This is a genomic window from Zhongshania aquimaris (assembly GCF_019312595.1).
Classification (GTDB): Bacteria; Pseudomonadota; Gammaproteobacteria; order Pseudomonadales; family Spongiibacteraceae; genus Spongiibacter; species Spongiibacter aquimaris.
In genome coordinates this window covers 218,234-242,691 of sequence record NZ_JAHWDQ010000002.1, presented here as the reverse complement: position 1 = coordinate 242,691, position 24,458 = coordinate 218,234, and the positions used below count along the sequence as shown (strand labels likewise).

At 48.9% G+C, this 24,458-nt stretch carries 27 protein-coding genes; 10 read left to right on the top strand and 17 right to left on the bottom strand.

Going from position 1 to position 24,458, the window contains the following annotated elements:
• Positions 1-9: 9 nt before the first annotated feature.
• The 5 genes from KXJ70_RS09920 to KXJ70_RS09900 are packed head-to-tail and all read right to left on the bottom strand — an operon-like array spanning position 10 to position 4,035.
• Positions 10-678 carry an SCO family protein gene (locus tag KXJ70_RS09920; protein WP_219043349.1) on the bottom strand — a complete coding sequence of 223 codons (669 nt, stop codon included), beginning with the start codon at positions 676-678 and terminating at the stop codon, positions 10-12.
• A complete protein-coding gene (gene cyoE, locus KXJ70_RS09915; protein WP_219043348.1) occupies positions 678-1,589 on the bottom strand; it encodes a heme o synthase in 912 nt (303 codons plus the stop codon). The genes KXJ70_RS09920 and cyoE overlap by 1 nt, the downstream gene beginning before the upstream one ends.
• Positions 1,586-2,635, bottom strand: a complete 1,050-nt coding sequence (locus KXJ70_RS09910) for a COX15/CtaA family protein (RefSeq protein WP_219043347.1) — start codon at positions 2,633-2,635, stop codon at positions 1,586-1,588. Before KXJ70_RS09910 ends, cyoE begins: the two co-directional genes overlap by 4 nt.
• 36 nt (positions 2,636-2,671) lie before the next feature.
• Complete coding sequence (locus KXJ70_RS09905; RefSeq protein WP_219043346.1) at positions 2,672-3,292, bottom strand: redox-active disulfide-containing membrane protein; 621 nt, start codon at positions 3,290-3,292, stop codon at positions 2,672-2,674.
• The gene (locus KXJ70_RS09900; protein WP_219043345.1) at positions 3,289-4,035 is read right to left on the bottom strand and encodes an SURF1 family protein; all 747 of its coding nucleotides are present in this window, start codon (positions 4,033-4,035) and stop codon (positions 3,289-3,291) included. Before KXJ70_RS09900 ends, KXJ70_RS09905 begins: the two co-directional genes overlap by 4 nt.
• 53 nt (positions 4,036-4,088) lie before the next feature.
• On the opposite strand from KXJ70_RS09900, the gene KXJ70_RS09895 reads away from it, so the two are divergent.
• On the top strand, positions 4,089-4,340 hold the full coding sequence (locus KXJ70_RS09895; RefSeq protein ID WP_219043344.1) for a DUF2909 domain-containing protein: 252 nt from the start codon (positions 4,089-4,091) through the stop codon (positions 4,338-4,340).
• Between the two features lie 89 nt (positions 4,341-4,429).
• On the opposite strand, the gene KXJ70_RS09890 is transcribed toward KXJ70_RS09895, so the two are convergent.
• The 4 genes from KXJ70_RS09890 to coxB are packed head-to-tail and all read right to left on the bottom strand — an operon-like array spanning position 4,430 to position 8,765.
• On the bottom strand, positions 4,430-5,410 hold the full coding sequence (locus tag KXJ70_RS09890; protein ID WP_219043343.1) for a cytochrome c oxidase subunit 3: 981 nt from the start codon (positions 5,408-5,410) through the stop codon (positions 4,430-4,432).
• Between the two features lie 40 nt (positions 5,411-5,450).
• Positions 5,451-6,023, bottom strand: a complete 573-nt coding sequence (locus tag KXJ70_RS09885; protein ID WP_219043342.1) for a cytochrome c oxidase assembly protein — start codon at positions 6,021-6,023, stop codon at positions 5,451-5,453.
• Positions 6,024-6,035: 12 nt separating this feature from the next.
• Entirely contained in the window at positions 6,036-7,595 is a 1,560-nt protein-coding gene (gene ctaD, locus KXJ70_RS09880; RefSeq protein WP_219043341.1) for a cytochrome c oxidase subunit I, read from the bottom strand.
• A gap of 12 nt (positions 7,596-7,607) precedes the next feature.
• Entirely contained in the window at positions 7,608-8,765 is a 1,158-nt protein-coding gene (coxB, locus tag KXJ70_RS09875; protein ID WP_219043340.1) for a cytochrome c oxidase subunit II, read from the bottom strand.
• Positions 8,766-9,224: 459 nt separating this feature from the next.
• Between coxB and KXJ70_RS09870 the strand changes: the two genes are divergently transcribed.
• Together KXJ70_RS09870 and KXJ70_RS09865 are read left to right on the top strand one after the other, a co-directional pair.
• On the top strand, positions 9,225-10,562 hold the full coding sequence (locus tag KXJ70_RS09870) for an MATE family efflux transporter (protein WP_219043339.1): 1,338 nt from the start codon (positions 9,225-9,227) through the stop codon (positions 10,560-10,562).
• A gap of 151 nt (positions 10,563-10,713) precedes the next feature.
• Complete coding sequence (locus tag KXJ70_RS09865; protein WP_219043338.1) at positions 10,714-11,043, top strand: hypothetical protein; 330 nt, start codon at positions 10,714-10,716, stop codon at positions 11,041-11,043.
• Between the two features lies 1 nt (position 11,044).
• On the opposite strand, the gene KXJ70_RS09860 is transcribed toward KXJ70_RS09865, so the two are convergent.
• The gene (locus KXJ70_RS09860; RefSeq protein ID WP_219043337.1) at positions 11,045-11,602 is read right to left on the bottom strand and encodes a DinB family protein; all 558 of its coding nucleotides are present in this window, start codon (positions 11,600-11,602) and stop codon (positions 11,045-11,047) included.
• 66 nt (positions 11,603-11,668) lie between these two features.
• The gene (locus KXJ70_RS09855; RefSeq protein WP_219043336.1) at positions 11,669-12,565 is read right to left on the bottom strand and encodes a LysR family transcriptional regulator; all 897 of its coding nucleotides are present in this window, start codon (positions 12,563-12,565) and stop codon (positions 11,669-11,671) included.
• Between the two features lie 116 nt (positions 12,566-12,681).
• Here KXJ70_RS09855 and KXJ70_RS09850 point away from each other — a divergent pair, with 116 nt between their 5' ends.
• The 6 genes from KXJ70_RS09850 (at position 12,682) to KXJ70_RS09825 (ending at position 18,075) form a co-directional block, all read left to right on the top strand.
• A complete protein-coding gene (locus KXJ70_RS09850; RefSeq protein ID WP_219043335.1) occupies positions 12,682-13,284 on the top strand; it encodes an FMN-dependent NADH-azoreductase in 603 nt (200 codons plus the stop codon).
• A 30-nt stretch (positions 13,285-13,314) separates the two neighbouring features.
• Positions 13,315-14,178 (top strand): pirin family protein, encoded by an 864-nt coding sequence (locus tag KXJ70_RS09845; protein WP_219043334.1) that lies wholly within the window; start codon positions 13,315-13,317, stop codon positions 14,176-14,178.
• A gap of 223 nt (positions 14,179-14,401) precedes the next feature.
• Entirely contained in the window at positions 14,402-14,827 is a 426-nt protein-coding gene (locus KXJ70_RS09840) for a CBS domain-containing protein (protein WP_219043333.1), read from the top strand.
• 23 nt (positions 14,828-14,850) lie between these two features.
• Positions 14,851-15,711: an alpha/beta hydrolase gene (locus KXJ70_RS09835; protein WP_219043332.1), complete on the top strand. Its 861-nt coding sequence runs from the start codon at positions 14,851-14,853 to the stop codon at positions 15,709-15,711.
• Entirely contained in the window at positions 15,674-16,444 is a 771-nt protein-coding gene (locus KXJ70_RS09830) for a ZIP family metal transporter (protein WP_255558391.1), read from the top strand. The genes KXJ70_RS09835 and KXJ70_RS09830 overlap by 38 nt, the downstream gene beginning before the upstream one ends.
• Before the next feature lie 413 nt (positions 16,445-16,857).
• On the top strand, positions 16,858-18,075 hold the full coding sequence (locus tag KXJ70_RS09825) for a saccharopine dehydrogenase family protein (protein WP_219043331.1): 1,218 nt from the start codon (positions 16,858-16,860) through the stop codon (positions 18,073-18,075).
• 77 nt (positions 18,076-18,152) lie between these two features.
• Here the strand turns inward: KXJ70_RS09825 and KXJ70_RS09820 are convergent, their stop codons facing one another.
• The 3 genes from KXJ70_RS09820 to KXJ70_RS09810 all read right to left on the bottom strand — a co-directional run bounded on the left by KXJ70_RS09820 (position 18,153) and on the right by KXJ70_RS09810 (position 20,944).
• The gene (locus tag KXJ70_RS09820) at positions 18,153-18,533 is read right to left on the bottom strand and encodes a SpoIIAA family protein (protein WP_219043330.1); all 381 of its coding nucleotides are present in this window, start codon (positions 18,531-18,533) and stop codon (positions 18,153-18,155) included.
• Positions 18,534-18,620: 87 nt separating this feature from the next.
• Positions 18,621-18,908, bottom strand: a complete 288-nt coding sequence (locus KXJ70_RS09815) for a YheV family putative zinc ribbon protein (RefSeq protein ID WP_219043329.1) — start codon at positions 18,906-18,908, stop codon at positions 18,621-18,623.
• Between the two features lie 2 nt (positions 18,909-18,910).
• Positions 18,911-20,944: a M3 family metallopeptidase gene (locus tag KXJ70_RS09810; RefSeq protein WP_219043328.1), complete on the bottom strand. Its 2,034-nt coding sequence runs from the start codon at positions 20,942-20,944 to the stop codon at positions 18,911-18,913.
• Between the two features lie 150 nt (positions 20,945-21,094).
• On the opposite strand from KXJ70_RS09810, the gene KXJ70_RS09805 reads away from it, so the two are divergent.
• Positions 21,095-21,652: a gamma carbonic anhydrase family protein gene (locus tag KXJ70_RS09805; RefSeq protein ID WP_219043327.1), complete on the top strand. Its 558-nt coding sequence runs from the start codon at positions 21,095-21,097 to the stop codon at positions 21,650-21,652.
• Positions 21,653-21,663: 11 nt separating this feature from the next.
• Here the strand turns inward: KXJ70_RS09805 and KXJ70_RS09800 are convergent, their stop codons facing one another.
• Genes KXJ70_RS09800 through hemF form a run of 3 tightly spaced genes read right to left on the bottom strand, consistent with a single transcriptional unit; the run spans position 21,664 to position 24,424 of the window.
• On the bottom strand, positions 21,664-22,632 hold the full coding sequence (locus tag KXJ70_RS09800; protein ID WP_219043326.1) for a calcium/sodium antiporter: 969 nt from the start codon (positions 22,630-22,632) through the stop codon (positions 21,664-21,666).
• Between the two features lie 34 nt (positions 22,633-22,666).
• A complete protein-coding gene (aroE, locus tag KXJ70_RS09795) occupies positions 22,667-23,500 on the bottom strand; it encodes a shikimate dehydrogenase (protein WP_219043325.1) in 834 nt (277 codons plus the stop codon).
• Positions 23,501-23,521: 21 nt separating this feature from the next.
• Positions 23,522-24,424: an oxygen-dependent coproporphyrinogen oxidase gene (gene hemF, locus KXJ70_RS09790; RefSeq protein ID WP_219043324.1), complete on the bottom strand. Its 903-nt coding sequence runs from the start codon at positions 24,422-24,424 to the stop codon at positions 23,522-23,524.
• Positions 24,425-24,458 lie beyond the last annotated feature (34 nt).

Genomic DNA, 24,458 nt, shown 5'->3' with positions numbered 1-24,458 from the left:
ACTAAAAACTTAGTAGTATTCTCTAATTGATAAATAGGCGCGCTTCATTTTACTAATCTCTAACGGCGCTCTAAAAAAACCGACGGAATGCCCTTTAGGGTTAACCAAAGCCACATTGGCACTATGTTCAACTTGATAATTGCTGCCGCCGCCAGGAACCTTGGTAAACGGAATATTCATCGATGTGGCAAAGCGATGAATTTCCAAAAAGTCACCCGTAATGCCGCGAAATGCCGGATGGAAGAAATCTAAATAACTGTGCAATTGCTCTGGAGTATCGCGGGCCGGATCAACACTAGCCAACCATATCTGAGTATCTGCCTGCACTTCAGGGTCCAGCTCCTGATAAAAGGATTTCAATTGCGCAAGGGTTGTTGGACAAATATCTGGACAGTAGGTGAAGCCAAAAAACACTAGACTCCATTGACCCTGAAATGTCGTTGGTGTTACTTGTTCGCCACGATCGTCCGACAAAGTAAAGTTAGGGAGTAGGCGGGGGTTTTCGTAGAGATAAGCACCTTGCGATTTTAGCTCTTCGGTTGTCATCACCCGCGCGCGGGTAAAGGCATAGAAAAAGCCCCCCACCAAAATTATCGCCACTGAGAAAATCGCTAAAACGGTTAAGCGAATACCGCGGTCTCGCTTTGCTGTGGCATTTTGCTGTTTTTCATCAGTCATTAGTAATCAACCTCAAAAATAGTGATCGCCGGCAACAAATAGTGATCCAATAGCATAATCATAAACAATGCCATCAGATATATGATGGAGTATTTAAAGGTGGCCATCGGCGCCTTGGGGTTATTGCCCCGCATTAAAACAATAGCCCAGTAAATAAACCCTGCGCCAAGACACACGGCGCCCAATAAATACAGGGTGCCGCTCATGCCAGTTGCAAAGGGTAATAACGTCACCACAAACAATAAAATGGTATAAAGCAAAGTATGCAATTTTGTATAGCCAATACCATGGGTTACCGGCAACATCGGAATTTCTACCTTTGCATAATCGTCTCTGCGATGAATTGCCAATGCCCAAAAATGTGGTGGCGTCCAAATGAAAATGATCAATACCAGTAATAAAGCGTGCCCTTCAACTTGGTTGGTTACTGCAGTCCACCCCAACAGTGGCGGTGCCGCACCGGCAATACCACCAATGACAATATTCTGTGGTGTCGCACGCTTTAAATAGAGTGTGTAGACCACTGCATAACCAAGCAGTGAAGCTAAAGTAAGCCACGCGGTTAAGGCATTCACTTTAATAAGTAAAACCGCCATACCTAAACCGCCAATCACCGCAGCAAAAATTGCTGCATCGCGGGTTTTTACACGTCCCTGAGCAATGGGGCGATTGTGGGTCCGCGCCATAACTAGATCAATACGACTGTCGACCAAATGATTCACCGCCGCCGCCGCACCGGCACAAAGTGCAATGCCGAGGTTGCCGTAAACCAAGGGTTCCCACGGCACCATGCCCGGCACTGACATAAACATGCCAATCACCGAAGTTAGCAACATCAAGAGTACAACATTGGGTTTACACAGTTCGTAATAATCTCGCCAGTTTGCTGACTCGACCTTTGGCTGCGTCATACTCTAATACCCCCGCGGTTTACCGCCGCTGTATATACAAAATAAGTGGTGGTGACCTGCGTCAGTAAAAGTAGGGCGCCAACCAAATTGTGTGCTACCGCAACATCGATAGGAAATTGGAACACGATATTACTAATACCCAAGCTAATTTGCGCGACCAATACAAGAAGCGTAGCAACCGCAATTTTTTTCGCCGCGACCAAACCCAAACCACACAACTTGATCGCCAAAAATACTAAATACGCTGCGGTCACAATTGCGCCAACACGATGACTAAAATGAATTGCCACCCGCGCCGCGTTGTCCATTGTCCCACCTAGGTAATTGGGACCAATATGCTGGCCAACGTTAAAGCCGTCGGTGAAATTCATTGGTGGTAACCAAGCACCCTGACAAGTTGGAAAATCAGGACACGCTATATCTGCGTAATTCGACGTCGTCCAGCCACCCAAGGCAATCTGTGTTACAACGATCAACAAGCCAATAACGGCTAATGGTCGAATCGATTTTAGTTTGTTTTCTGCGATCGCTGGAATTTGCCAGCGGGAATTATTGAGCCGAAGCGTAAGTAACCACAGCAAGCTAAGCGTAGTGAAGCCACCAAGCAAATGCGCTGTAACTACCTGCGGCCAAAGTTTTAAGGTTACCGTCCACATGCCAAACATGCCTTGTAATATAATAAAGGCCAGCAAGAATATCGGCAGCTTTACAGGCTGTTCTGGTTCGCGGCTACGCAGCGAAAATACCAAGATCCCAATTGTGAATAAGCCCAAGCTTGAAGCCAGATAGCGATGAATCATTTCCGGCCAAGTTTTATCGTGCTCAACAGGCGTTTCTGGAAATGCCTCATTGGCCCGCGCCACCTCATGGTCTTCGCTGGGCCACAATACATGACCATAGCACCCCGGCCAGTCAGGACACCCTAAGCCAGCGTCAGCCAATCGAGTAAACACGCCCATGCCCAATACAATAACGGCAACAAAACAGGCAATCAGCGTCAGAAGAAAACCTGCTTTGCGTTGCTCAGGGGTATTAAATAAAGCCATTGTTTAGTTCCGTATTCGCTACTCTTTCCGCGCCAATTAATTAATCAGGCGCCCCATATCTTTGAGGACATCCTTGCCTAATGTAGTCAGTGTTTGCTGCTCCGTGTCCCCCGCGCGGTAATACATCATTACCCAGCCCATCGGATCGACAACGTAAAAGGCACGGGAATCAAAGGGATTAATTTCTAGGTTTTTTAATTTGCTCAAAAATGGCGTACCGTCGGCATGTAAAACGGTAAGGTCGCTATGCTCTGCTTCAATAAAATCACGCAACGATGGCGACAAAGGTCCTTCCGTCGCAAGATAAATACGCTCAACCCGATCGACTTTTTTACCCAACGCAGTATGCGTTTGCCGTGTTAAATAAAGCATGCGCTCGCAGGCATCAATACAGTTTTGACCACCAACCACCATGAACACCCAGCGAGAATCCGCATGGTTAAAAAGGAATTCGCCACCGTCAATGCGCTGGGGGTGTAAGTCACCAAGTTGTACCGGTGGGTTGATCAAAGTGCCGCGATTAACGGTACGGAAATTAATGATATTTTCCTTGGCAAGATAATAAACTGCGCTAGACAATAAAATGACGACAATTGGAATACCTAATATCAAACTAAGAAGACGCTTACCGCGCTTGGGGTCTACAGTTGTTGTCATAGCTCTTTGTTCTCTTCGTCTTTGCGGCGCTTAAGTAGCTCAGCCAAATTTGTGTTAAGGAAAATAAAAATAATGCCTAAGGCCAAGGCCATCGCAAACCACTGCACGGCGTAACCGGTGTGTTTTGCCGGTGTAACATTCACCACCAGTCGCTCGGTCTGAAATGCCCCAATACTGCTTTCATCAAGCCGCAGACTGACCGGCAGCATGTTTTGAAATTCCTGCTTAACAGTATCAATATCCAACCACTGTTGGCGGCGTGGCCACCCAGTCTGAACCTCGCTACCCAAACTAAAGTTTTTATCCTCACTGCGGTAAAGCTCACCGCTAATGCTGACAAGACCTTTGGGAACCGTCACTGCCGGGACAGTTCGGCGCGAGGCATCGCCCTCAATCCAACCGCGATCAACTAGTAACTGACTTCCATCAGTTTGGATAAAAACCGCCATTATCTCATATCCGAATCGACCGTGAGAAATTCGATTATCGAGCAACCAATATTTCTCAGGATCAAACTCACCCACAGCATAAACGGGGCGGTAATTTGGATAGGCGTCAAGATCTGCGATATTCACGGCAGGTAGTAAACGACGCTCTTCAAAGTTGGCCAGCAATACTCGCTTTTCATCCGCTCTACGCAGCTGCCAGCAGCCGAGGCTCACCAATACCGGCAACATTAACATTATCGCCAGTACCGACTTCCAATCGAGCTGCCACTGAAACCTTGTCCGCTGGCTAGCCATTTATGAAATCCTATTGTGTATACTGCGGCAAACGTTAAGGGAGGTTTACCGATATGTGGTTAAAGATTGTCATAGCTGTGCTGTTTATCGCACTTGTCATCAGCCTATTTAGCGGGCTGTTTTTCCTAATGCAAGACCGTGGTACCACCATGCGAACTTGGCAGTCTCTTAAGGTCCGCCTGATACTTGCCACCTTGATGATGGGCTTCCTTTTTTACGGGGTTTTCACCGGAAAACTGGGATCGAACGCCCCATGGGATCAACGCTATTTAGAATCTGGGGCCGCAGTACAACAAACCCCGTAGCAGCTCAATAATGAACTTGGCCGGTACCACCTACTTACGTTGTAAGCAGATGTACCGGCCAATGACTCAATACGTCGAGTTGCTTGCGCTTACATTATGTAGACGAAAAGGAATAGGAATACCCAAACCACGTCAACAAAGTGCCAGTACCAAGACGAAGCTTCAAAACCAAATTGGTCTTCTGCAGAGAAGTGACCTTTGGTTTTTGAGCGCAGCCACTGTACCAACAGCATAAACGTACCCATCGCTACGTGAAAACCGTGGAATCCGGTCAACATAAAGAAGGTCGTTCCGTATACACCGCTATTCAGTTTGATACCATATTCAAACAGCGCCTCATGATATTCCATGTACTGTAGGTACAGGAAGATACAACCGAGCGCCACGGTAATAAACAACCACAGGTTAAACTTCTTGCGATCATTCTGCTTAATGCCCATATGAGCAATGTGGCAGGTGAAACTAGAAGCCAACAGAATAACGGTGTTATAGAGTGGCAACCAGTGCGCAATATTAGCAAAACCTGGGAACGACAAACTGTGCTCAGCACCAACGAAAGCACCATTGTTTGCCAAATGTCCAGCGGCTGCCTGAGCCTGCACGCCACCAATTGCGTCTTGTGGTGTTGTCAGCAATGGCCACGAGTACTCAAAACCAGGCCATAACAGGGTATTCATTGTTCCTGCACCTTCACCCGCCAACCAAGGCGCTGAAAGGTTACGGATGTAGAAGAGGGCGCCGAAGAAGGCGCCGAAGAACATCACTTCAGAGAAGATAAACCACTGCATCCCAATCACATAGGATTGCTTAAGCTGTGCGCTGTTCATGCCTGCACGGTTTTCACGAATCGTCGTGCTAAACCATACAAAAAGAGTAGCCGCCAACCAAAATAAACCGGCATATAGAATAAAGCCGGAATTGGTATCTTCGCCTGCACGATAACTGCTGTCATTAATGACGCTGGCAGCACCATAAACGATGGTTGTCATACCTATCGATGCGCTGACAGCAAGCTTACTACTGTCGGGCACGTAGTAGGTTTCGTGCCCTGTATTGCTTTGACCCGCCATTGTTAAATCTCCATTTTCTCGGGAGAGAAAAATCTCTTTTCTATTTCGATGATGCCGCAACAGAATCCTGTTTCGCCGCCATCTCGGTTACATCAAAAATTGTGTACGACAAGGTAATTACGTGGATATCTTTGGGTAAATCGCGATCGATAATAAATTGTAGTGCCAAATCTGCGTTTTTTCCCGCCGCTAAGGGCTGCTGATTAAAACAAAAACATTCAGTTTTGTGGAAATACTCAGCAGCGCGGGACGGAACAATGCTGGGAATTGCCTGCGACACCATGAACTTATCTTGCGTATTCTTTGCGTAATAAGTGACTTGATTAGATTCACCTGGATGAACCTCAATCTGACTGGTGTTTGGCGCAAACTCCCAAGGCATCATTTCATTGTTTTGCGCAACAAACTGTACCTTCACAATTCTATTCGTATCGATTTGACTATCTACAACCGTGTACTGCTGACCGTTAGTCTTCCCGTTAATGCCCAACGCTTCACACAACGCATTGTAAAGCGGGGGCATAACCCACATGGCGAAGGCAAACATCACAACTACCAAACCCGCCAGCTTAACGCTGAGCACTTTGATATTTTTGTCTGCCTGAGTCGCCATAATTACTGCCTCTTACTTAAGCTGGGGCGGAGTCGTAAAGGTGTGGTATGGCGCAGGCGTAGGCACTGTCCATTCCAAAGTCGTTCCACCTTCCCACACTTTCGGATCGCTGACAGGCTTGCCATGAGTAATCGTTCTAACAATATTGAATAAGAACAACAACTGGCTGGCACCGTAAATAAACGCCCCGATCGATGACATCATATTGAAGTCAGCAAACATCAGGTTGTAGTCAGGAATACGACGCGGCATACCTGCCAGACCCACAAAGTGCTGAGGGAAGAAGGTCAGGTTGAAACCAATGAACGAGATCCAGAAATGGGTTTTACCCATAGTCTCGTTATACATTTTGCCGGTCCACTTTGGAATCCAGTAGTACACGGCAGAAGACAGCGCGAAGATCGCACCAGCAACCATTGTGTAGTGGAAGTGAGCAACAACAAAGTAACTGTCGTGATACTGGAAGTCAGCAGGCGCAATCGCCAGCATCAGACCAGAGAAACCGCCGACGGTGAACAAGAACACCTTGGCGATCGCAAACAGCATTGGCGTTTCAAGCGTAATAGAACCCTTGAACATGGTGGTGATCCAGTTGAACACCTTCGCCGCCGTTGGTACCGCAATTAACATGGTGGCGTACATAAAGAACAGTTCGCCAGCAATCGGCATACCTACCGTGTACATATGGTGAGCCCATACTATGAACGACAAGAACGCGATTGATGATGTTGCGTAAACCATTGAGTCATAACCGAACAAAGGCTTGCGAGAGAAGGTTGGAATAACCTCTGACACGACACCAAATGCTGGCAAAATGATGATGTAAACTTCTGGGTGACCAAAGAACCAGAATACATGCTGGAACAAGACTGGGTCACCACCGCCGGCCGCACTAAAGAAGCTGGTACCGAAGTGAATATCCATCAACATCATGGTTACTGCACCGGCCAATACTGGCATTACAGCAACTAATAAGAACGCAGTGATCAACCAAGTCCATACAAACATCGGCATTTTCATGTAGGTCATGCCAGGCGCGCGCATATTAACTACAGTAGCGATGATGTTGATGGAACCCATGATCGACGATATACCCATGGCGTGAACCGCGAATATAAAGAAGGTCACGCTTGGTGGCGCATACGTCGTAGACAGTGGCGCGTAGAACGTCCAACCAAAGTTAGGACCACCCCCATCCATAAACAAGGTAGACGCCAGCAATAGGAACGTTGGTGGCAATATCCAGAACGACCAGTTGTTCATCCGTGGCAAAGCCATATCTGGCGCGCCGATCATCATCGGAATCATCCAGTTAGCCAAACCAACAAAGGCCGGCATAATGGCACCGAAAACCATGACCAAACCATGCATGGTGGTCATCTGGTTGAAAAACTCAGGCTGGACTATTTGCAAGCCTGGTTGAAAAAGCTCGGCGCGAATAATCATAGCGAACGAGCCGCCTAGTAAAAACATCGCAAAGCTGAACCACAAGTACATCGTACCGATGTCTTTATGGTTGGTGGTAAATAACCACCGAGTCAAACCTTTAGCAGGTCCGTGATGAGCACCCATGGTGTAATCCCCCTACTGACCTTTCTTGAATTTGTAAATATCAACTGGCTGCAACATGTCACCCATGTTGTTACCAAAGGCGTTGCGCTGATATGTAATTACAGCAGCAAGATCCACCTCATTTAGCTGACTACCAAATGCTGGCATAGCTGTGCCAGGTACACCGTTCACAACGCGATCGGTGTGCTCTTTCATTGCGCCGGTCGCAATTGGGCTGCCGGCAATGGCTTTACCAACACCGCCTTCACCATTTGCTCCGTGACACGCTGAACAGCTGCTCGCGTAAACTGACTTACCGCGCTCAACCAGCTCTTCCAAAGAAAAGTCTTTCGCCATTAACTCTTTAATCTCAGCAGCAGCGGCTTGCTTCTCGCCCAACCACGCCTGGTACTGAGGCTCTTCAACCACGTTAACCACAATCGGCATAAAGCCGTGGTTACGTCCACATAGCTCCGCACACTGCCCGCGGTAAACACCGGTTTCAGTCGCTTTAGTCCATGCTTCGTTGATGAAACCAGGAATCGCATCACGCTTTACAGCCAGTGCAGGTACCCACCACGCGTGCAATACGTCGTTAGCAGTCACCAAAAAGCGCACTTTCTTATTTACGGGAATGACAACAGGCTCGTCAACTTCCAGCAAATAGTTTGACCCTTTGGCTTCGGTGTTCGCAATTTCTGCGCCATCGGTCGACAGATTAGAAAAGAAACTGATATTGTCGCCATGCGGGTTGATGTATTCGTATTTCCACTTCCACTGGTAACCGGTGATCAAAATATCAAGATCAGCGTCATCGGTGTCGTAGATTTCGATGAGTGTTTTTGTGGCCGGAACAGCCATAAACAACAAAACCAGAAATGGAACTATTGTCCAAGCAATTTCCACGCGGGTATTTTCGTGAAAAGTTGCCGGCTCCTGATGACGCTCTTTGCGGTAGGCAAATACCGAGTAAAACATCACGCCAAAAACCACTATGCCTGTTACGACACAAATGTAGAAAACCCACATATGCAAATCGTAAATTTGATGACCAACCTCGGTAACACCGGGGGCCATATTGGTTTGCCAACGCTCGCCTGCTTCGGCCCATGCGCCGGCACTAAACAGACTTAGCAGCATTAGCACAGGACTAAGCGCCAGCTTAAGCAGCCGTTTCGCTTGTAAATACATTCCCGTGTCTCCATGTACAGTTAATAAAGACCCCTAAGCCGGTTTGGACAGGCGATGGACAAGTTTTTGATCTGCTGGGGGAACACAATCGTTAAATTGAACTCTTAAAACAGACACAAACGAATCCCAGTGCGAATTTCGTAAAATCCGTATTGAGATTCATTCGTAATTTGTGCATCACTTTACCCGTAAACACTGCTTTGGGTGCGACAAAACGCCGCAATTATAAACCCGTTAAATGCACCAGCGCTACTCTGCATTAAAGGATTAAGTTACAGCTTTCAGCTTAACCCCATCACTTTTAGCTTATCCCCACCAATTAAAGGGTTAATGTTCAGCTGCAACCACTAGATATAGGGTAAAATCTAATTTAATCCTGATCTCAAGATCAGTTTATTTCCGCCCTAGTTTTGTGCGCACAGTGAACCTGTGGGCCTAGTTGAGCGATATGCTTCACCCATGACCACTGCGAGACCTATCAAGCTACGCATTCGCGCCCTAGCCGGGCCAATGATCCTTGCAAATTTATCTGTGCCACTTCTTGGCATCGTCGATACCGCCATCCTCGGCCATCTCAGCGATAGTCGCTACCTAAGTGCCGTTGCGATAAGCACCAGCCTGCTCGCCTTCATATATTGGGGGTTCGGCTTTTTAAGAATGGGCACTACCGGCGCTAGTGCCCAAGCGCATAACGACAAGGAGGGCGCCGGCTTACTTATAAAAGCGCTCGCCTTTAGCTGGGCCATTGCCGCGCTTATACTTCTCGGCGGGAATTTACTCGGGCATATCGGCTTGTCAATAATGAATGCCGACGAAGTGCTGCATCCCTTAGCCCAAAGCTACTTATCAATTCGCCTATACAGCGCCCCCGCCGTTCTCGGCACCTATGTGGTGGTAGGCTGGCTCATAGGTCAACAACAAACTCGCTGGCCTCTGGCCATAGCAGTGACAAGCAACATCCTTAATATCGGCCTAGATTACCTATTTATTATCAAATGGGGCTACCAAAGCGACGGCGCAGCGGCGGCCAGTGCTATCAGTGAATATTGCGGCTTTTGTCTAGCACTATGGTCAGTTCGGATGCCGCTAGCGCGAATGCTAAGACTTGGCATACAGCAAACTTGGTCATACGGGCCCAGTCTTAAGGCGCTTTTTAGTAGCAATTTACAGCTTTTTATTCGCACTGCTGCACTGCTATTTAGCATTGCTTTCTTTACCGCCCAAAGCGCTGCTCTTGGTCAAAACGAGCTCGCCGCTAACGCCATACTACTGCAGCTTATGATGATTAGTGCATATGGCTTAGATGGTTTTGCCCATGCTGCTGAGGCACTTGTGGGGGAAGCCTACAAGCGTCGAGATCCCAACATCCTGATGGCTGTATGCCGCGCCTGTACTAATTATTGCGCGATAACAGCCATCGCCGTGAGCGCACTTTTATTCCTACTTAAACCCCTGATCATTACCGGAATGACTGATTTGCCAGCCGTGAACGGGCTGCTTAATGAGTATTATTTCTGGCTCGTTTGGCTTCCGCTGCTTTGCGCGCCCAGCTACCTGCTCGATGGTATTTACATTGGGGCGCTAAAAACCAGGGCCATGCAATGGTGCATGATATTTTGCGTATGTGCCGTATACCTGCCGCTCTGGGCTGCCACGCGACACTGGGACAACCACGGGCTCTGGTTAACGTTCAGTGTATTTAATTTGGCCCGCGGTATAAGTTTAGCCACGCTATTTAAGCAAAGTGTGTTAAAAAATCTACCCGCGCGGAAATCCGAAGCTCGCTACCATTCGTAACACAAAAACAATGTCACTCAACGCAAGACAGCCGTTAGCGGTTGATTAATCCGCAAGCCTGCGTAACAATATTTGTGCATATAGGTATCACCCCCTCCTGCCCAACTTCTTGAAACCATTTTGCGTCATTTTTTATTTAGAGGTATGACCAATGAGAAACACCGCCAATATACTGGCCCTATTGTTACTGAGTGTTATCAGTAATGGCGTTTTTGCCGACTGTGCGGCGCGCGCGGTTTATCGCGCACCTGAGATTCCCAGATTACAAGAAACGACGTTTGCGCAAGTTGTGAAACTTGAAAAAGAAGTCCGCAATTACATTGAGGATGCGGACCAAAGATTAGAAGCCTGCGGCAAAAAGGTTTCGCCTGTCAGCTACAACGCGGCAATCAATCGCATGGAAAGAGTCACGAACGCATATAACGAGCTTGTCGTGTTCTACAAGCAAAACGACGTCCGCTCCACCTTCGCCGCCAACTAATCTACTTTTCAGCCGATTCAAACGGCAACTCCTCGATCCAAAGCAGTAAATCAGTTACGCCTACATCCACACCCTGCTGACTCAGCAGGGTGGTTACCTGACCGCGATGATGCGCCTGATGATTAAAGAAATGCTGTAACACCAATCCAAACGGCTTGCAGAAATCGTGGCCTTTGCTGTTTTTATAAGTTAGCGGGCGATCAAAACTCACTTCTTGTAAATTCTCTGTCCACGCACATATCGTTGTATCAAGCGCTCGTCGAACGCGAAACAACTCTTCAAAATCTTCATGCAATACTTGATTCAAGGCGGTAGGACGCGCCATGGCTGCCACATCTGCAAGGTGATTCGCAGCGGAAAAGTGATGCACTGCAAAGCGCTGCAACCACATGACATCTGCCACGTAGAGGTGATTTAAGGTGCCTATAATTGAGTGAAAAAAAGCACCGACATTGCTGGCTAACTGATCCTCATCCATGGTCGCCGCTGCCGCGTAAAGACGCTGGTTCATATCTCGGTTATATCGGCCCATCAATTCAAACTGTTGTTGACGCCCCATTTTAAAACTCCATCAACTCAATATACGGCCAAAGCCGGCCCTAACTTATTTTGCCCACGCTCATAATTAACAAACTAAATTTTCGGTAGCCGCTTTTATCAATGCTTCACAGCGCAAAGCCGCGGCGCCAGCTAGGTCTCGATTCGGTAAAATCAAAAATAAATCGGCATAGCGCTCGCCACCTTCAATCATGGGCAAGGGCATAATTTCGCCACTCTCTAATTCTTTTTCCATCGCTATTTCCGGTAGCCACGCAAAACCTAATCCGCGCGCGACTGCACTTATAGACAGCTCCATACGACTAACAGTTAAGCGCTGCGCGGCCTCCAACCACCCCGCATCGCGCTGCCGACGCACGCCGGAATCTCGAACCACCACCTGTCGAAACGGCCGTAAATCCCGATAATCTAACTGACGATCTAATTTATGAAGGGCATGGTCTCGGTGTGCGACCGCAATAAACTTCACTCTAAGAATGTGATCTCCCAAAAATCCCGGCGGCACAATACCCGTAATCGCCACATCGCAGCGTCGCTCAAGGAGGGCTTCTTCCGCGCCGCTTAAGACTGTTTCAACACATTCAATGCGCGTATCTGGGCAGCGTTCACTCAGATCAGCCAAACAATCTAACATCGTGTGACTAGGAAACAGAGTGTCGCAAACAATTCGCAATTGCGGCTCCCAGCCCGCTGCGACTGACTTAGCCGATTTTTCCAAACGCAAAGCTTCATCTATCAACGCGCGGCCTCGGCGGTACAACATTTGCCCCACCTCGGTCAGCTGCGACTTTCTACCCTGGATTTCGAACACCTTTACACCAAGCTGCTCTTCCATCTTTTGAATGGTATAGGTCACGGCTGACTGGCTTTTGTGCAATACCTCCGCCGCGCGGGCATAGCTGCCCTCGTCCACAACTGCCAAAAAACAGTACCACTGCTCTAAATTAGTCCTGGGCCCCGCCATAAACATCAACTTTCCTGATCATTAATGTCAATAAATTGCGCTTTTTAAACAAATTTATCAATAGTTTAATAGGTCATCGGCAGTGACAAGCCAACATTTATTTTAAGGAGCACACCATGACGAATATCCTTCACATTAATAGCAGTTTATTTGGCGAAGACGGTAAATCCAGCCAGATGGCAAATCAATTTATTCAGGCCTTGCGAAGCAAGCTCGATGATTCCGCTCTGATGTCTCGCGACTTACATGCAAACCCAATCCCGCACTTGGACGGCAAGCGATTCACCGCTTTTGTCACGCCCGCCGAACAAAGAACAGAAGAGCAAAAACTTATCGTGGCGGAATCGGATGTGCTAATAAATGAATTGCGCGACGCCGATATTATTGTGCTTGGTATTCCGCTTTATAACTTAGGCGTGCCATCGACATTCAAGGCTTATATAGACCACGTCGCCCGCGCTGGGGAAACCTTCCGCTATACCGCGAACGGCCCGGAAGGCTTGCTTAGCAATAAAAAGGTTTACGTTTTCGCCGCCCGCGGCGGCAAGTACCTTGAGACCCCGATGGACACCCAAACCCCTTATTTGCGCCACATATTAGGCTTAATGGGGATCAGCGATATTGAATTTGTTTACGCCGAAGGTCTGAATATGGGACCCGATATAGCAGACAAAGCGCTTGCCGATGCCCGCACGCAATTACTTGAAAAAGCAGCCTAAGCTTAACAAGAGCTCGAAGGAGAAGGCCTCATGACGACTCGCACAGTGACACAGATAATCTCGGCGCTAGCCACTTCTGATGGCGCGGGCGTTAAACTCAAACGCAGTCTCGGGCAGTCCAATAGCGCTCGTCATGACCCGTTTTTGATGCTCGATGAGTTTTTTTCCGACGAGCCGGCGGATTATCTGGCGGGATTTCCCTCGCATCCGCACCGCGGCTTTGAAACAGTCACCTATATGCTTGAAGGTCATATGCTTCACGAAGACCATCTGGGCAACAAAGGGCACCTCAAGGACGGCAGTGTGCAGTGGATGACTGCTGGACGCGGCGTTATCCATTCCGAAATGCCACAACAGGAAGCGGGGCGCATGCGCGGCTTTCAGCTGTGGATCAACCTACCCGCCAACGAGAAAATGCAAGCCGCGAGCTACCGAGATATTTCGGCAGAGCACATCCCCCATTTAGCGCTAAGCCAACATAGTGAGGCCGTGCTCATAGCGGGTCGCTCTCAAATAAACGGCGCAGCGGCGACCGGGTATATCAATGGCTTAGATGGGCAAAGGCTGAGTACTGACCCTGTCTATATCGACTTGCGCATTGGCGCGGGCGAAAACGCGACTGTCACGTTAAAGCCCGAACATAATGCACTGGTATATATTTATGAGGGGATTGCAGAGATTGGCGACCAACAGCTTAGGAATAACGCTGCGGCAATACTCAGCAACGGCGAATCACTAACACTAAGCACCACTGACGGAGCCAAGCTATTAATTCTGGCCGGGAAAGCAATAGGCGAAGCCGTGGTGCAATACGGCCCCTTTGTGATGAATACCCGCGACGAAATTGAGCAGGCAATGCGAGACTACCGCGACGGTGTACTTACCACGGCTTGATAATTGGGTAGCCAATCTGGCTACCCAAAACACTCATCATCGCAATAAGCAGTGCCGCGGCAAATCCACTTAACAACAAAATTGGGTTAAACTCAGTAATAGCAGTAAGTCACCGAACACGCATTTTCGATAGCCAAAACCATTATTGGTAGCCGGTAACATCATATTTACGCTATCGACTCAAGCGCGATATAGTAAGAATACAGCTCTAGCGGAGTAATTTATGACTACATCAATGCTGGTACGGGACGTGATGACCTCACCATCACCCTTCGTGAAACAAGGCTGTGACCTTGGCGAAGTGGTTGAAACATTGCTAAAGCATGGCGTATTCGGCCTCCCAGTTATCAACGAGCAACATGAATTAGTGGGGTTTGTGTCAGAACAAGACTGTATCCACTCCGTGCTGGTCAGCAGCTACCACTGTGAAGGCGCTCCGATTGTTGATGATGTGATGAGCCGGGAAGTATTATCGGTAGAAGCTGACTCGTCTATTATCGATCTCGCCCAAAAAATGGGGAAAAACAAACCCAAGTCCTACCCGGTAGCTAACGAAGGCAAACTGATCGGCCTAATTACGCGAAGTGCGATATTAGAATCACTATGGGCTAACCGCACCACCTGTGATCTACCCAACGTCAAACCGTAGCCCTAGGCAATAGGGAAGGGCGAATGAAAAATTTATCACTGGCGTCCTTTATTTTTCCTTTATTTTTCTTGACTCTTTGTGCGGGAACGACGGCACACGCCGAGACTCTTAAAGACATTTCCTACGGCGACGCCAAAAAACAGAAACTCGATGTCTACCTGCCCGACAACACAGCAAATAGCCCCATCATGTTTATGGTTCACGGTGGCGCTTGGCGCATTGGGGACAAGCAAAATCAACAGGTAGTAAAGGCAAAAGTCGAGCGCTGGCGACAACGTGGCTGGGTATTCATCTCTATCAATTATCGAATGTTACCAAAAACCGATCCCTACCAGCAGGCAGGAGATGTCGCGAAAGCCATAGAATACGTGCAAGCACACGCTAGCGACTGGCACGCCGACAGCTCAAAAATCATCGTCATGGGCCACTCCGCCGGCGCGCACTTAGTTTCTCTAGTGATGACGGACCCCACACTTACAGACACACGAACTCTGACTAGCATTCAAGCGGCCATTCTATTAGACAGCGCCGCACTAGATATCAATCTCCTTATGACCCGAGATCATGCTCGGCTATACGATCGCGCCTTTGGCAACGACCCTAACTATTGGCGCAAAAATTCTGCTATTCAACATCTTCACAAAAATGTACAGCCAATACTGTTGGTTTGCTCAACACGGCGTGAACATAGCTGTACACAAACCAATGCCTTTGCCAAAAAGGCCCAGGAACTTGGTGTCAATGCACGACAAATAAGGCTTGATTTGTCCCACGGCGATATCAATGGCAAGCTCGGGACGGACTCTGACTACACACGACAAGTAGAAGATTTTATTCGAAGTGTAGATGCGCGTTTCAGCACCTACTTACCCAGTACAAATTAATGTAGCAAACACTTCTATGCACGGCATGCTCAATATTATTCTACTCACTGCCGCAGCCGGCGCCTGCATCCCTATCGGCGGTTTTATTGCTAGCCAAACTCGCATTCAGCGAAAGTGGCTTGATGAAGAATTTCGTCATAGCGTTATTGCCTTAGGCGCTGGTATTTTACTCGGCGCCGTCGCCATTGTTTTAGTACCCGATGCCCTGAAACATCTCAATCATTCACCGTGGGCGATTGTACTTATGCTTAGTGGCGGGGTATTTTTCTATTACTTGGAAAAATACTTGGATATTCATCGTCGCTCGGCACCACAACTTACCGGAATGCTGCTAGATTATGTGCCCGAATCACTGGCACTCGGTGGTATCGCCGCGAGCGGTGCAGACAGTACCGTGCTGCTAGCCGTGCTCATTGGCCTGCAAAATTTGCCCGAAGGCTTTAATGCCTATAAAGAGCTTACTGACGCAGGGCACTCTTCCAAGAAAGTACTACTTATGATGCTGGCACTGCTTCCCCTGGGGCCACTATTTGGCGTGGCGGGCTTCAGCGTACTTGGAGATCAACACGAAATATTAGGTGGTATCATGCTGATCGCTAGTGGTGGCATTCTCTATCTCATATTTCAAGATATTGCCCCGCAAATACCGATACGCAAACACCGTAGCCCGCCACTCGGCGCCGTTATCGGATTTAGCATTGCTATGCTGGGCGTCGTTCTAAATCAATATTAGTTGACCGCATACCACAGCCCTGTCGCCTCAGGTACACTTGATCAGCCACACATTATTTAACGAGCTATTATGCGAATCCTAGTAATCCTTTCTCTTGCATGCCTGCTCTGTGCATGCGGAAGCTCATCCTTCGATCAATCACGCGAGTGGCGTCTGCAAGAATGCGAGAAAATTCTAGACAATAATGACCGCGGCAAATGCAAGTCAAATACCCCCCACTACAAATAGGCTTATTGGCCTCGGTAATTTAAATTTTGCTCGTGACCGAATAAACAAAGCCGAACAAACTCAACGCTATTGTCCTCGATAATATTCAGCATTCTCACAATCAATGTTGACAGTGAACAAATAGTGCTAAGCTCCTGCCCTAAGAACGCTTAGTCATTTTAAATTGGCCCAACAGGGGAAGACCTATGACACAGAACAAATACGATATTGTCGTTTTCGGTGCGAGCAGCTTTGTCGGCGAGATACTGTGTCAGTACTTGAGTAAAAATCGCGAAGAACCCGCGCTACGCTGGGCAATAGCCGGGCGCTCTGCCAGCAAGCTTGAGGCGGTAAAAGCTAAACTTAACAAGGCCGATTTAGACATCATTATTGCCGACGCCGCCGACGAAGAGGCACTGCGTGCCCTGTGCGCACAAACCAGCGTAGTTACCACCACGGTGGGGCCCTACGCCTTATACGGCGAGCCCCTAGTCAAAATATGCGCGGAAACTGGCACCGACTACTGTGATCTGACCGGCGAAGTACAGTGGATAAGTAAAATGATTGCACGCTACGATGCCGTGGCCAAAGCCTCTGGGGCACGAATAGTAAATTGCTGTGGTTTTGACTCTATCCCCTCTGATCTCGGCGTATTCTATACCCAGCAACAAAGCAAAGAGCTGTTTGACGAAAACTGCACGTCCGTCAGTATGCGGGTAAAAGCCGCCAAAGGCGGATTATCCGGCGGCACCTTTGCCAGCCTAATCAATGTTATGAAAGAAGCCTCAAACAATCCTGCGCTTCGCAAAGAAATGGCAGACCCGTATTCGCTGTGCCCCAATGAAACCGCAAAAGCACGCCAAATTAATACGGGTTTGGCGCAGTTTGATAGTAGCTGCGGCAGCTGGACCACCCCCTTTATTATGGCGGCAATAAATACGCGAATTGTGCAGCGTTCGAATTCAATACTAAAAGATAATTACGCGAAGCCATTTCTCTACGACGAGGCCATGATGGTCGGCAAAGGCTTCAGCGGCAGAGTCAAAGCAGGTGCTATTGGCGGAGGCCTAGCTGGATTTATGTTAACGGCCAGTCTCAGCCCCGGCCGCTGGCTTCTTTCTCGCTTGCTGCCATCACCCGGCGAAGGCCCCAGCCCACAAGAACAGGAAACCGGCTTTTACGATATGCTTTTTTACGGCAAAACTGCATCGGGCAAAAAGCTGGAATGCCGAGTTACTGGCGACCGCGATCCGGGCTATGGCTCAACCGCGAAAATGCTGGGGCAGGCAAGTATATGTCTAGCGCGGGATATCGATAGAACTCAAATAGCAGGGGGCTTACTTACCCCCGCAAGCTGCTTTGGTAACACCTTAATCGAGCGCCTAAAAGCTTACTCGGGCCTGACTTTCAGCCTTATCAAGTAACACAAAATGCAGGAAACACCGAGTGCTGGCGGCATATGAATTAACATAGCCGCCATATTCAGTAATCACGCAGCTAACTATCCAAGCGCTCCAACATCGCGCTCACTCACCCAAATTAATGCTTCATCTTTTTGTATGGGAATAAAGTGATCAATTTCGATATTGGGAAAGGCTCGTGTAATAAGTGCTGAACCCCGATTAAACCAACGCGGCTCACCTAGGATGGCAGTGCGCGTAAAGCGATTTATATACTTGGCTAAAAAACGCATTTCTTTTAGCCAACCGCGCACTGTAAAACCTTCAAAATGTTCGAGTTCAATAAAGATATTTAAATTATCTTCCTTGATCAATTTGCGCTCAACTTCGCGCAAAATAATCTCGATGTCGTTGTGATTAATCTTGCCAGAAACCCTAACACCTACAACGTGGGGGAAAGGAAGGGTCAATAACTCCAGCATGGAATTTCCTCCGCAAATGCTTTGTATAAAGTATAGGCAAGATCACCGCATTTGCGTTCCCCATAAACTGCAAATGGGTATTATTACTCAATGATCGCTGCGATTTCGCCCATCTCGGGGATCAATTAGGGACACAATATGTATCTCATCTTCGTGGGCTAACACTTCTTCACCCGGACGAGGTTGATTTACTCGCGTGGTCGGCTCTTCAATTTTTCCGGTATCGTCGCGAATAGATTCCTTAAACCCGCAGCGAACGCATTCACGAATTTGCTCAACGTCCGATGTTCGATACAGCACCGTCTTATCCATTTCGGCACACTTTGGGCACACCGCACCCGCGATAAAACGTCGTTGGTTAAATACAGTGGCCACGTTTAAGCTCCCTTCGCGATCGCAATACCGGAGTGCCGTAGTAAGGCGTCATTCGCAGGCGCGCGCCCGCGGAAATTTTTAAATAGTACCGCTGCATCTTCCGAGCCACCGCGTTCAAGAATCTCTGCGCGGAATTTTTCACCGACGTCGACATTCATTACGCCCAGTTCCTCGAACAGTGAAAACGCATCCGCCGACAGTACTTCCGCCCACTTATAACTGTAGTATCCAGCGGCGTATCCACCGGCAAAAATATGCGAAAAGCTATTTTGGAAACGATTAAAACTCGGCGGTTGAAATACCGCGACTTGATCGCGTACCGCATTAAGCACCGAATCAATATCAGCCTCATCGCCAATAGCGGATTGCATGTGCAATTTAAAATCAAACAGCGAAAACTCAATTTGCCTGAGCATCTGCATGCCAGACTGAAAGTTCTTAGCAGCCAGTAATTTCTCAAGCATATCCGTCGGCAGCGGCTCACCGCTTTGATAGTGCGCCGAGATATCTGGGATGGCCGATTTTTCCCAGCACCAGTTTTCTAAAAACTGGCTGGGTAGTTCCACCGCGTCCCAGGCAACGCCGCTAATGCCCGACACACTTAAGCAATCAATTTTAGTCAGCATATGATGCAGACCATGGCCAAACTCGTGGAAGAGGGTAGTAACTTCATTGTGGGTTAACAGCGAAGGGCGATCGCTGGTTGGCGGCGAGAAATTACACACTAAAAACGCCACCGGCTGCTGGATATCGCCATCCGCCAAAACGCGACGGCCGCGTGCATTGGCCATCCATGCGCCACCGCGTTTGTTACTGCGCGCATAGAGGTCTAAGTAGAAATGCGCGAGGACATCTCCGCCGCGTGAAATGCGGTAGCACTGTGCATCTTTATGCCAAAAATCCACATCGTCTAGAGCCGAGATCTCAATATCAAATAATTGCCCCGTAATTTTAAACAGCCCACTTATCACTTTTTCAGCCGGAAAATAGGGACGCAAAGCTTCTTGAGAAAGGGTGAATGAGGCTTCTTTTAATTTCTCACTAAAATACGCGACATCCCATGCCTGTAATTCCGCAACACCGTGCTGCGCGGCAAATGCACTTAAGTCTGCAAAATCTTGCTCGGCAACGGGCTTGCTCGCCGCTGCCAACTCCTCTAGAAATGCGATCACTTGCTGACTCGACTCTGCCATTTTGCTAGCCAGTGAATAATCAGAATAATGAGCAAAGCCAAGTAACTGAGCCATTTCTTGCCTCAGCTGGGAAATCTCAACCATCAAAGGTCCATTGTCCCATTTACCACCCTGCGGCCCCACCGCCGACGCCCGGGTTACATAGGCAGAGTACATCTCTTCGCGCAGTTCGCGATTATCGGCGTACTGCATAATTGGCAAATAACTGGGGATATCCAAACTCAAGCGGTAACCTTGCAAATCTTTGGTCTTGGCGGACTCCCTTAAATTATCCAGCACCGTGGCGGGCACACCAGCTAAGTCATTCGCGTCGTCAATGATCTTTTCCCAGCCATCGGTCGCGTCCAGGACGTTGTTTGAGAATCCGGTAGAAAGTTCGCTTAAGCGCTGTTGAATCGCTGCGAAGCGGCGCGCATTTTCACCGTCTAAAGCCACACCCGACAGGGTAAAATCACGGAGCATATTGGCGACCGCCTTCTGGCGCGGAACAGGTAAAGCTTGATATTCACCGCTGTCAGCAAAGGCTTGGACACGATCAAACAGGGGCCGATTTTGCCCCATTTCACTGTTGTATGCGGTCAGCAAAGGCAGGCAGTTGCTGTACGCTTCGCGCCAGGCCTCACCACTAAGCACGCTGTGCAAATGACTCATCGGCGCCCAAAAACGACCAATCTTGTCATCAATCTCTTCCAGCGGCGCCATTAAATTATCCCAATCCGGACTGCGCACGTCCGCAACCACTGCCGCCACCTGCTGTCGAGACTCCGCGAGCAATATTTCACACTCTTTAGCCATTGCCTTTGGTTCAAGCGTAGAGAATATCGGTAAACTATTAGCCGTCATGGTGCAAAAGACCTTATAAACTATTGAAAACAATGTCGCCCAGTGTAACAAATCTACAGGCCGCTCGAAGCCTGTTAACATCGTTTTAGCGATGACTATGTAGATTGCCAACTGAATAAATGGCCGTCATATCAATTATGGAGAAAAGTAATGAGTTACCGAGCCGAGCACTTTGTAAGAGGGTTTGAAGAGCACAGCCCGGTCTTGGGCGAGCGTGTATTTATCGACCCCAGTGCGGTAGTCATCGGCGACGTCGGTATTGGCGACGACAGCTCAATTTGGCCTAACACCACGGTGCGCGGCGATATGCATCGTATCCGTATTGGTGCCCGCAGCAGTATTCAAGACAATAGCGTGCTGCATATCACCCACGCTGGGCCGTACAACCCTGAAGGCTATCCGCTAGCAATTGGTGACGAAGTGACGGTAGCACACAGCGTTACCTTACACGGCTGTAGCATTGGCAACCGTGTACTTATTGGTATGGGCACGATTGTCATGGATGGCGCCGTAATTGAAGACAATGTGGTTGTGGGTGCCAATTCGCTGATACCACCCGGCAAACACTTGCCGAGCGGGTGGCTATACGTAGGCAGCCCAGCGAAACCCATTAGAAAACTTACCGAAGGCGAGTACAGCTACTTTAGCTACAGCGCAACTAACTACGCCAAACTAAAAGATCGTCACATTGCTGCGCTCGATACTTAACGACAGGTGAATTAATAAACACCAGCGTCATGCAGTAGGTAGACGATATAGGCGACATAAATTAACAATAGACCACCACCCTCTATTCTCGATATGCGGCGAGCTCTGCGCGGCCCGCGAGCGACCAAAAAGAATAACCCGGTTAGCAATAACATCACCGGATAATCTCTGCTCAATACTTTTGCATCAATCGCGCCGGGGGCAATCACACCCGGTAATGCCATGACACCCAGCAAATTGAATAGGTTCGACCCCACCACGTTGCCAATGGCGATATCGTGTTCGTTCTTGCGCGCCGCAGCTACAGAAGCCGCCAACTCAGGCAAGCTTGTTCCGACTGCAACAACCGTCAGACCAATCACCAAATCGCTAAGGCCGAAGAACTGCGCGATTTCTACCGCCGACCACACCAGCACCCGCGCCGATGCGATCAGCAATATAAAGCCAAGTAACAACCAGCCCAGGGCAACCGACAGGGACATATCGCGAGGAATTTCAGCGGCGAACTCCGCCTCGATGCTATCGCCTTTGCTGTGTTTGGCTTCCCATAATTGCCTCAGTACCACCAGCAAAAATCCCACCAGTAGGATTGTGCCGTCCATTACGCCGAGATCATTGTCAGACAGCAGAAAAAAGCCCACCAACATCACCAAAATTAACAGCGGGATTTCGCGGCTAATCAGCTTAGATTGAACATTTAGCGGAATGAGCAGGGCTGTAAAGCCCAAGATCAAGGCAATATTGGTGATATTAGAACCCAGCGCATTACCCACTGCCAAGCCGGGCTGACCATCCACCGCGGCAATGGCAGAGACCAGCATTTCTGGCGCAGAGGTGCCAATACCCACCACCAAAATACCCACTACCAAGGGCGAGACACCCAATATTGACGCCGTCGCAGATGCACCAATAACAAAACGATCAGCACTCCACACAAGCAAAACCAAGCCCACAATCAAGGCGACAACAGTTAACAACATACAATAATTTCCAACTAGAACGCCGGCATCGTTTTTACGCCGACAAAGATTGACGAACTAATTCAATAACCGGCTTGGTATCTGGCCGTACACCGCGCCAAATACAAAATGACTCTGCGGCCTGTTCGACTAACATCCCTAAACCATCGGACACCGCCCAAGCGGCTTCACCGGCAGCCCAGCGCATAAACGGGGTTGGCTCGGCGCCGTACATCATATCGTAGGCGCAGCCATCATTACTCAATATATGGTGGGGAAGGGGCGGTAAATCTCCGCTCATACTCGCACTAGTGCCATTTATAATCAGGTCAAACTGACCGCTAGCCAGCCCTTCATAACTGCACCCCGCTACATGTCCTAGCCCATCAAAGTGCTTAGCCACACTTTGTGCTTTAGTCACTGTGCGGTTCGCCACCAGCACATGGGCAGGACCCTGCTTTAATAGCGGGCCTAAAATACCGCGCACCGCACCTCCAGCACCCAACACCAAAATTCGGCGGCCATTCAATTGCCAACCAAGATTGTCGTGAATATCCCGCACCAAGCCAACGCCATCGGTATTGTCACCATAAACAGTGCCGTCGTCTTGCAAAGCAAGGGTATTTACCGCGCCAGCTCGACGTGCGCGGCCACTCAATTGACCGGCAAACTCAAAGGCATCTAACTTAAATGGCACAGTTATATTTAAGCCCTTGCCACCGTGGCTAAAGAACTGCCCAGCCGCATCTGCAAACCGACCCAGCTCTACTTTGTGCGCGCGATAATGCAATTGCTGCCCCGTCTGCTCAGCAAATGCGGCATGAATCTGCGGCGACTTGCTGTGTTTAACAGGGTTTCCGTACACTGCGTACTGATCTTTATTTTCCATAGCTCAGAATTACTGCCTTTATTATTCCGCTGAAAGCCAATCTCTAACCGGCAAAAAGGCGGATGTTAAAGCGGCTTCGGGGCTACCTGCCTCGGGCTGCCAATTGTACTCCCATCTCACCAATGGCGGCAGCGACATAAGAATAGATTCGGTGCGACCGCCGCTTTGCAATCCAAATAATGTGCCGCGATCATGGACTAAATTAAACTCGACATAGCGGCCGCGGCGGTAGAGTTGAAACTGACGCTGCCGATCTTCCCACGTCATGGTTTTGCGACGCTCAACAATCGGTATATAAGCCTCGGTATAGGAGTTACCAACCGCCTGCATAAATGCAAAACAGCGCTCAAATCCGCCTTCATTCAGATCGTCAAAAAACAAGCCACCCACGCCGCGAGCTTCATCGCGATGCCCCATATAAAAATAGTCATCGCACCATTTTTTGTACTTTGAATACACCTCCGCGCCAAAGGGTTCGCAGGCGCTCTTGGCGACACGGTGCCAGTGACGACAATCATCCTCAAAACCGTAGTAGGGGGTGAGATCATAGCCACCGCCAAACCACCAAACCGGTTCTTCACCGGGCTTTTCGGCGACGAAAAACCGCACATTAGCGTGACTGGTTGGAATATAGGGGTTCTGCGGGTGCATCACCAATGACACCCCCATTGCCTGATAACTGCGACCAGCTAATTCTGGCCGGTGTGCGCTGGCGCTGCCAGGCATTGCGTCGCCCTGGACGTGAGAGAAATTCACCCCACCTTTTTCAAAGACCGCGCCGTCAGTTATCACGCGGCTGCGACCGCGACCCCAGTCGTCTTCAACAAAGTCAGCCTTGCCATCAACTGCGCTAAGCTCATCGCAAATTCGATCTTGTAAGGACAGTAAAAACTGCTTTACAGCGGCGATATCAATGTTTTTCATATTCTCTCCACAGCTGCCCAAACAGACACCGTTA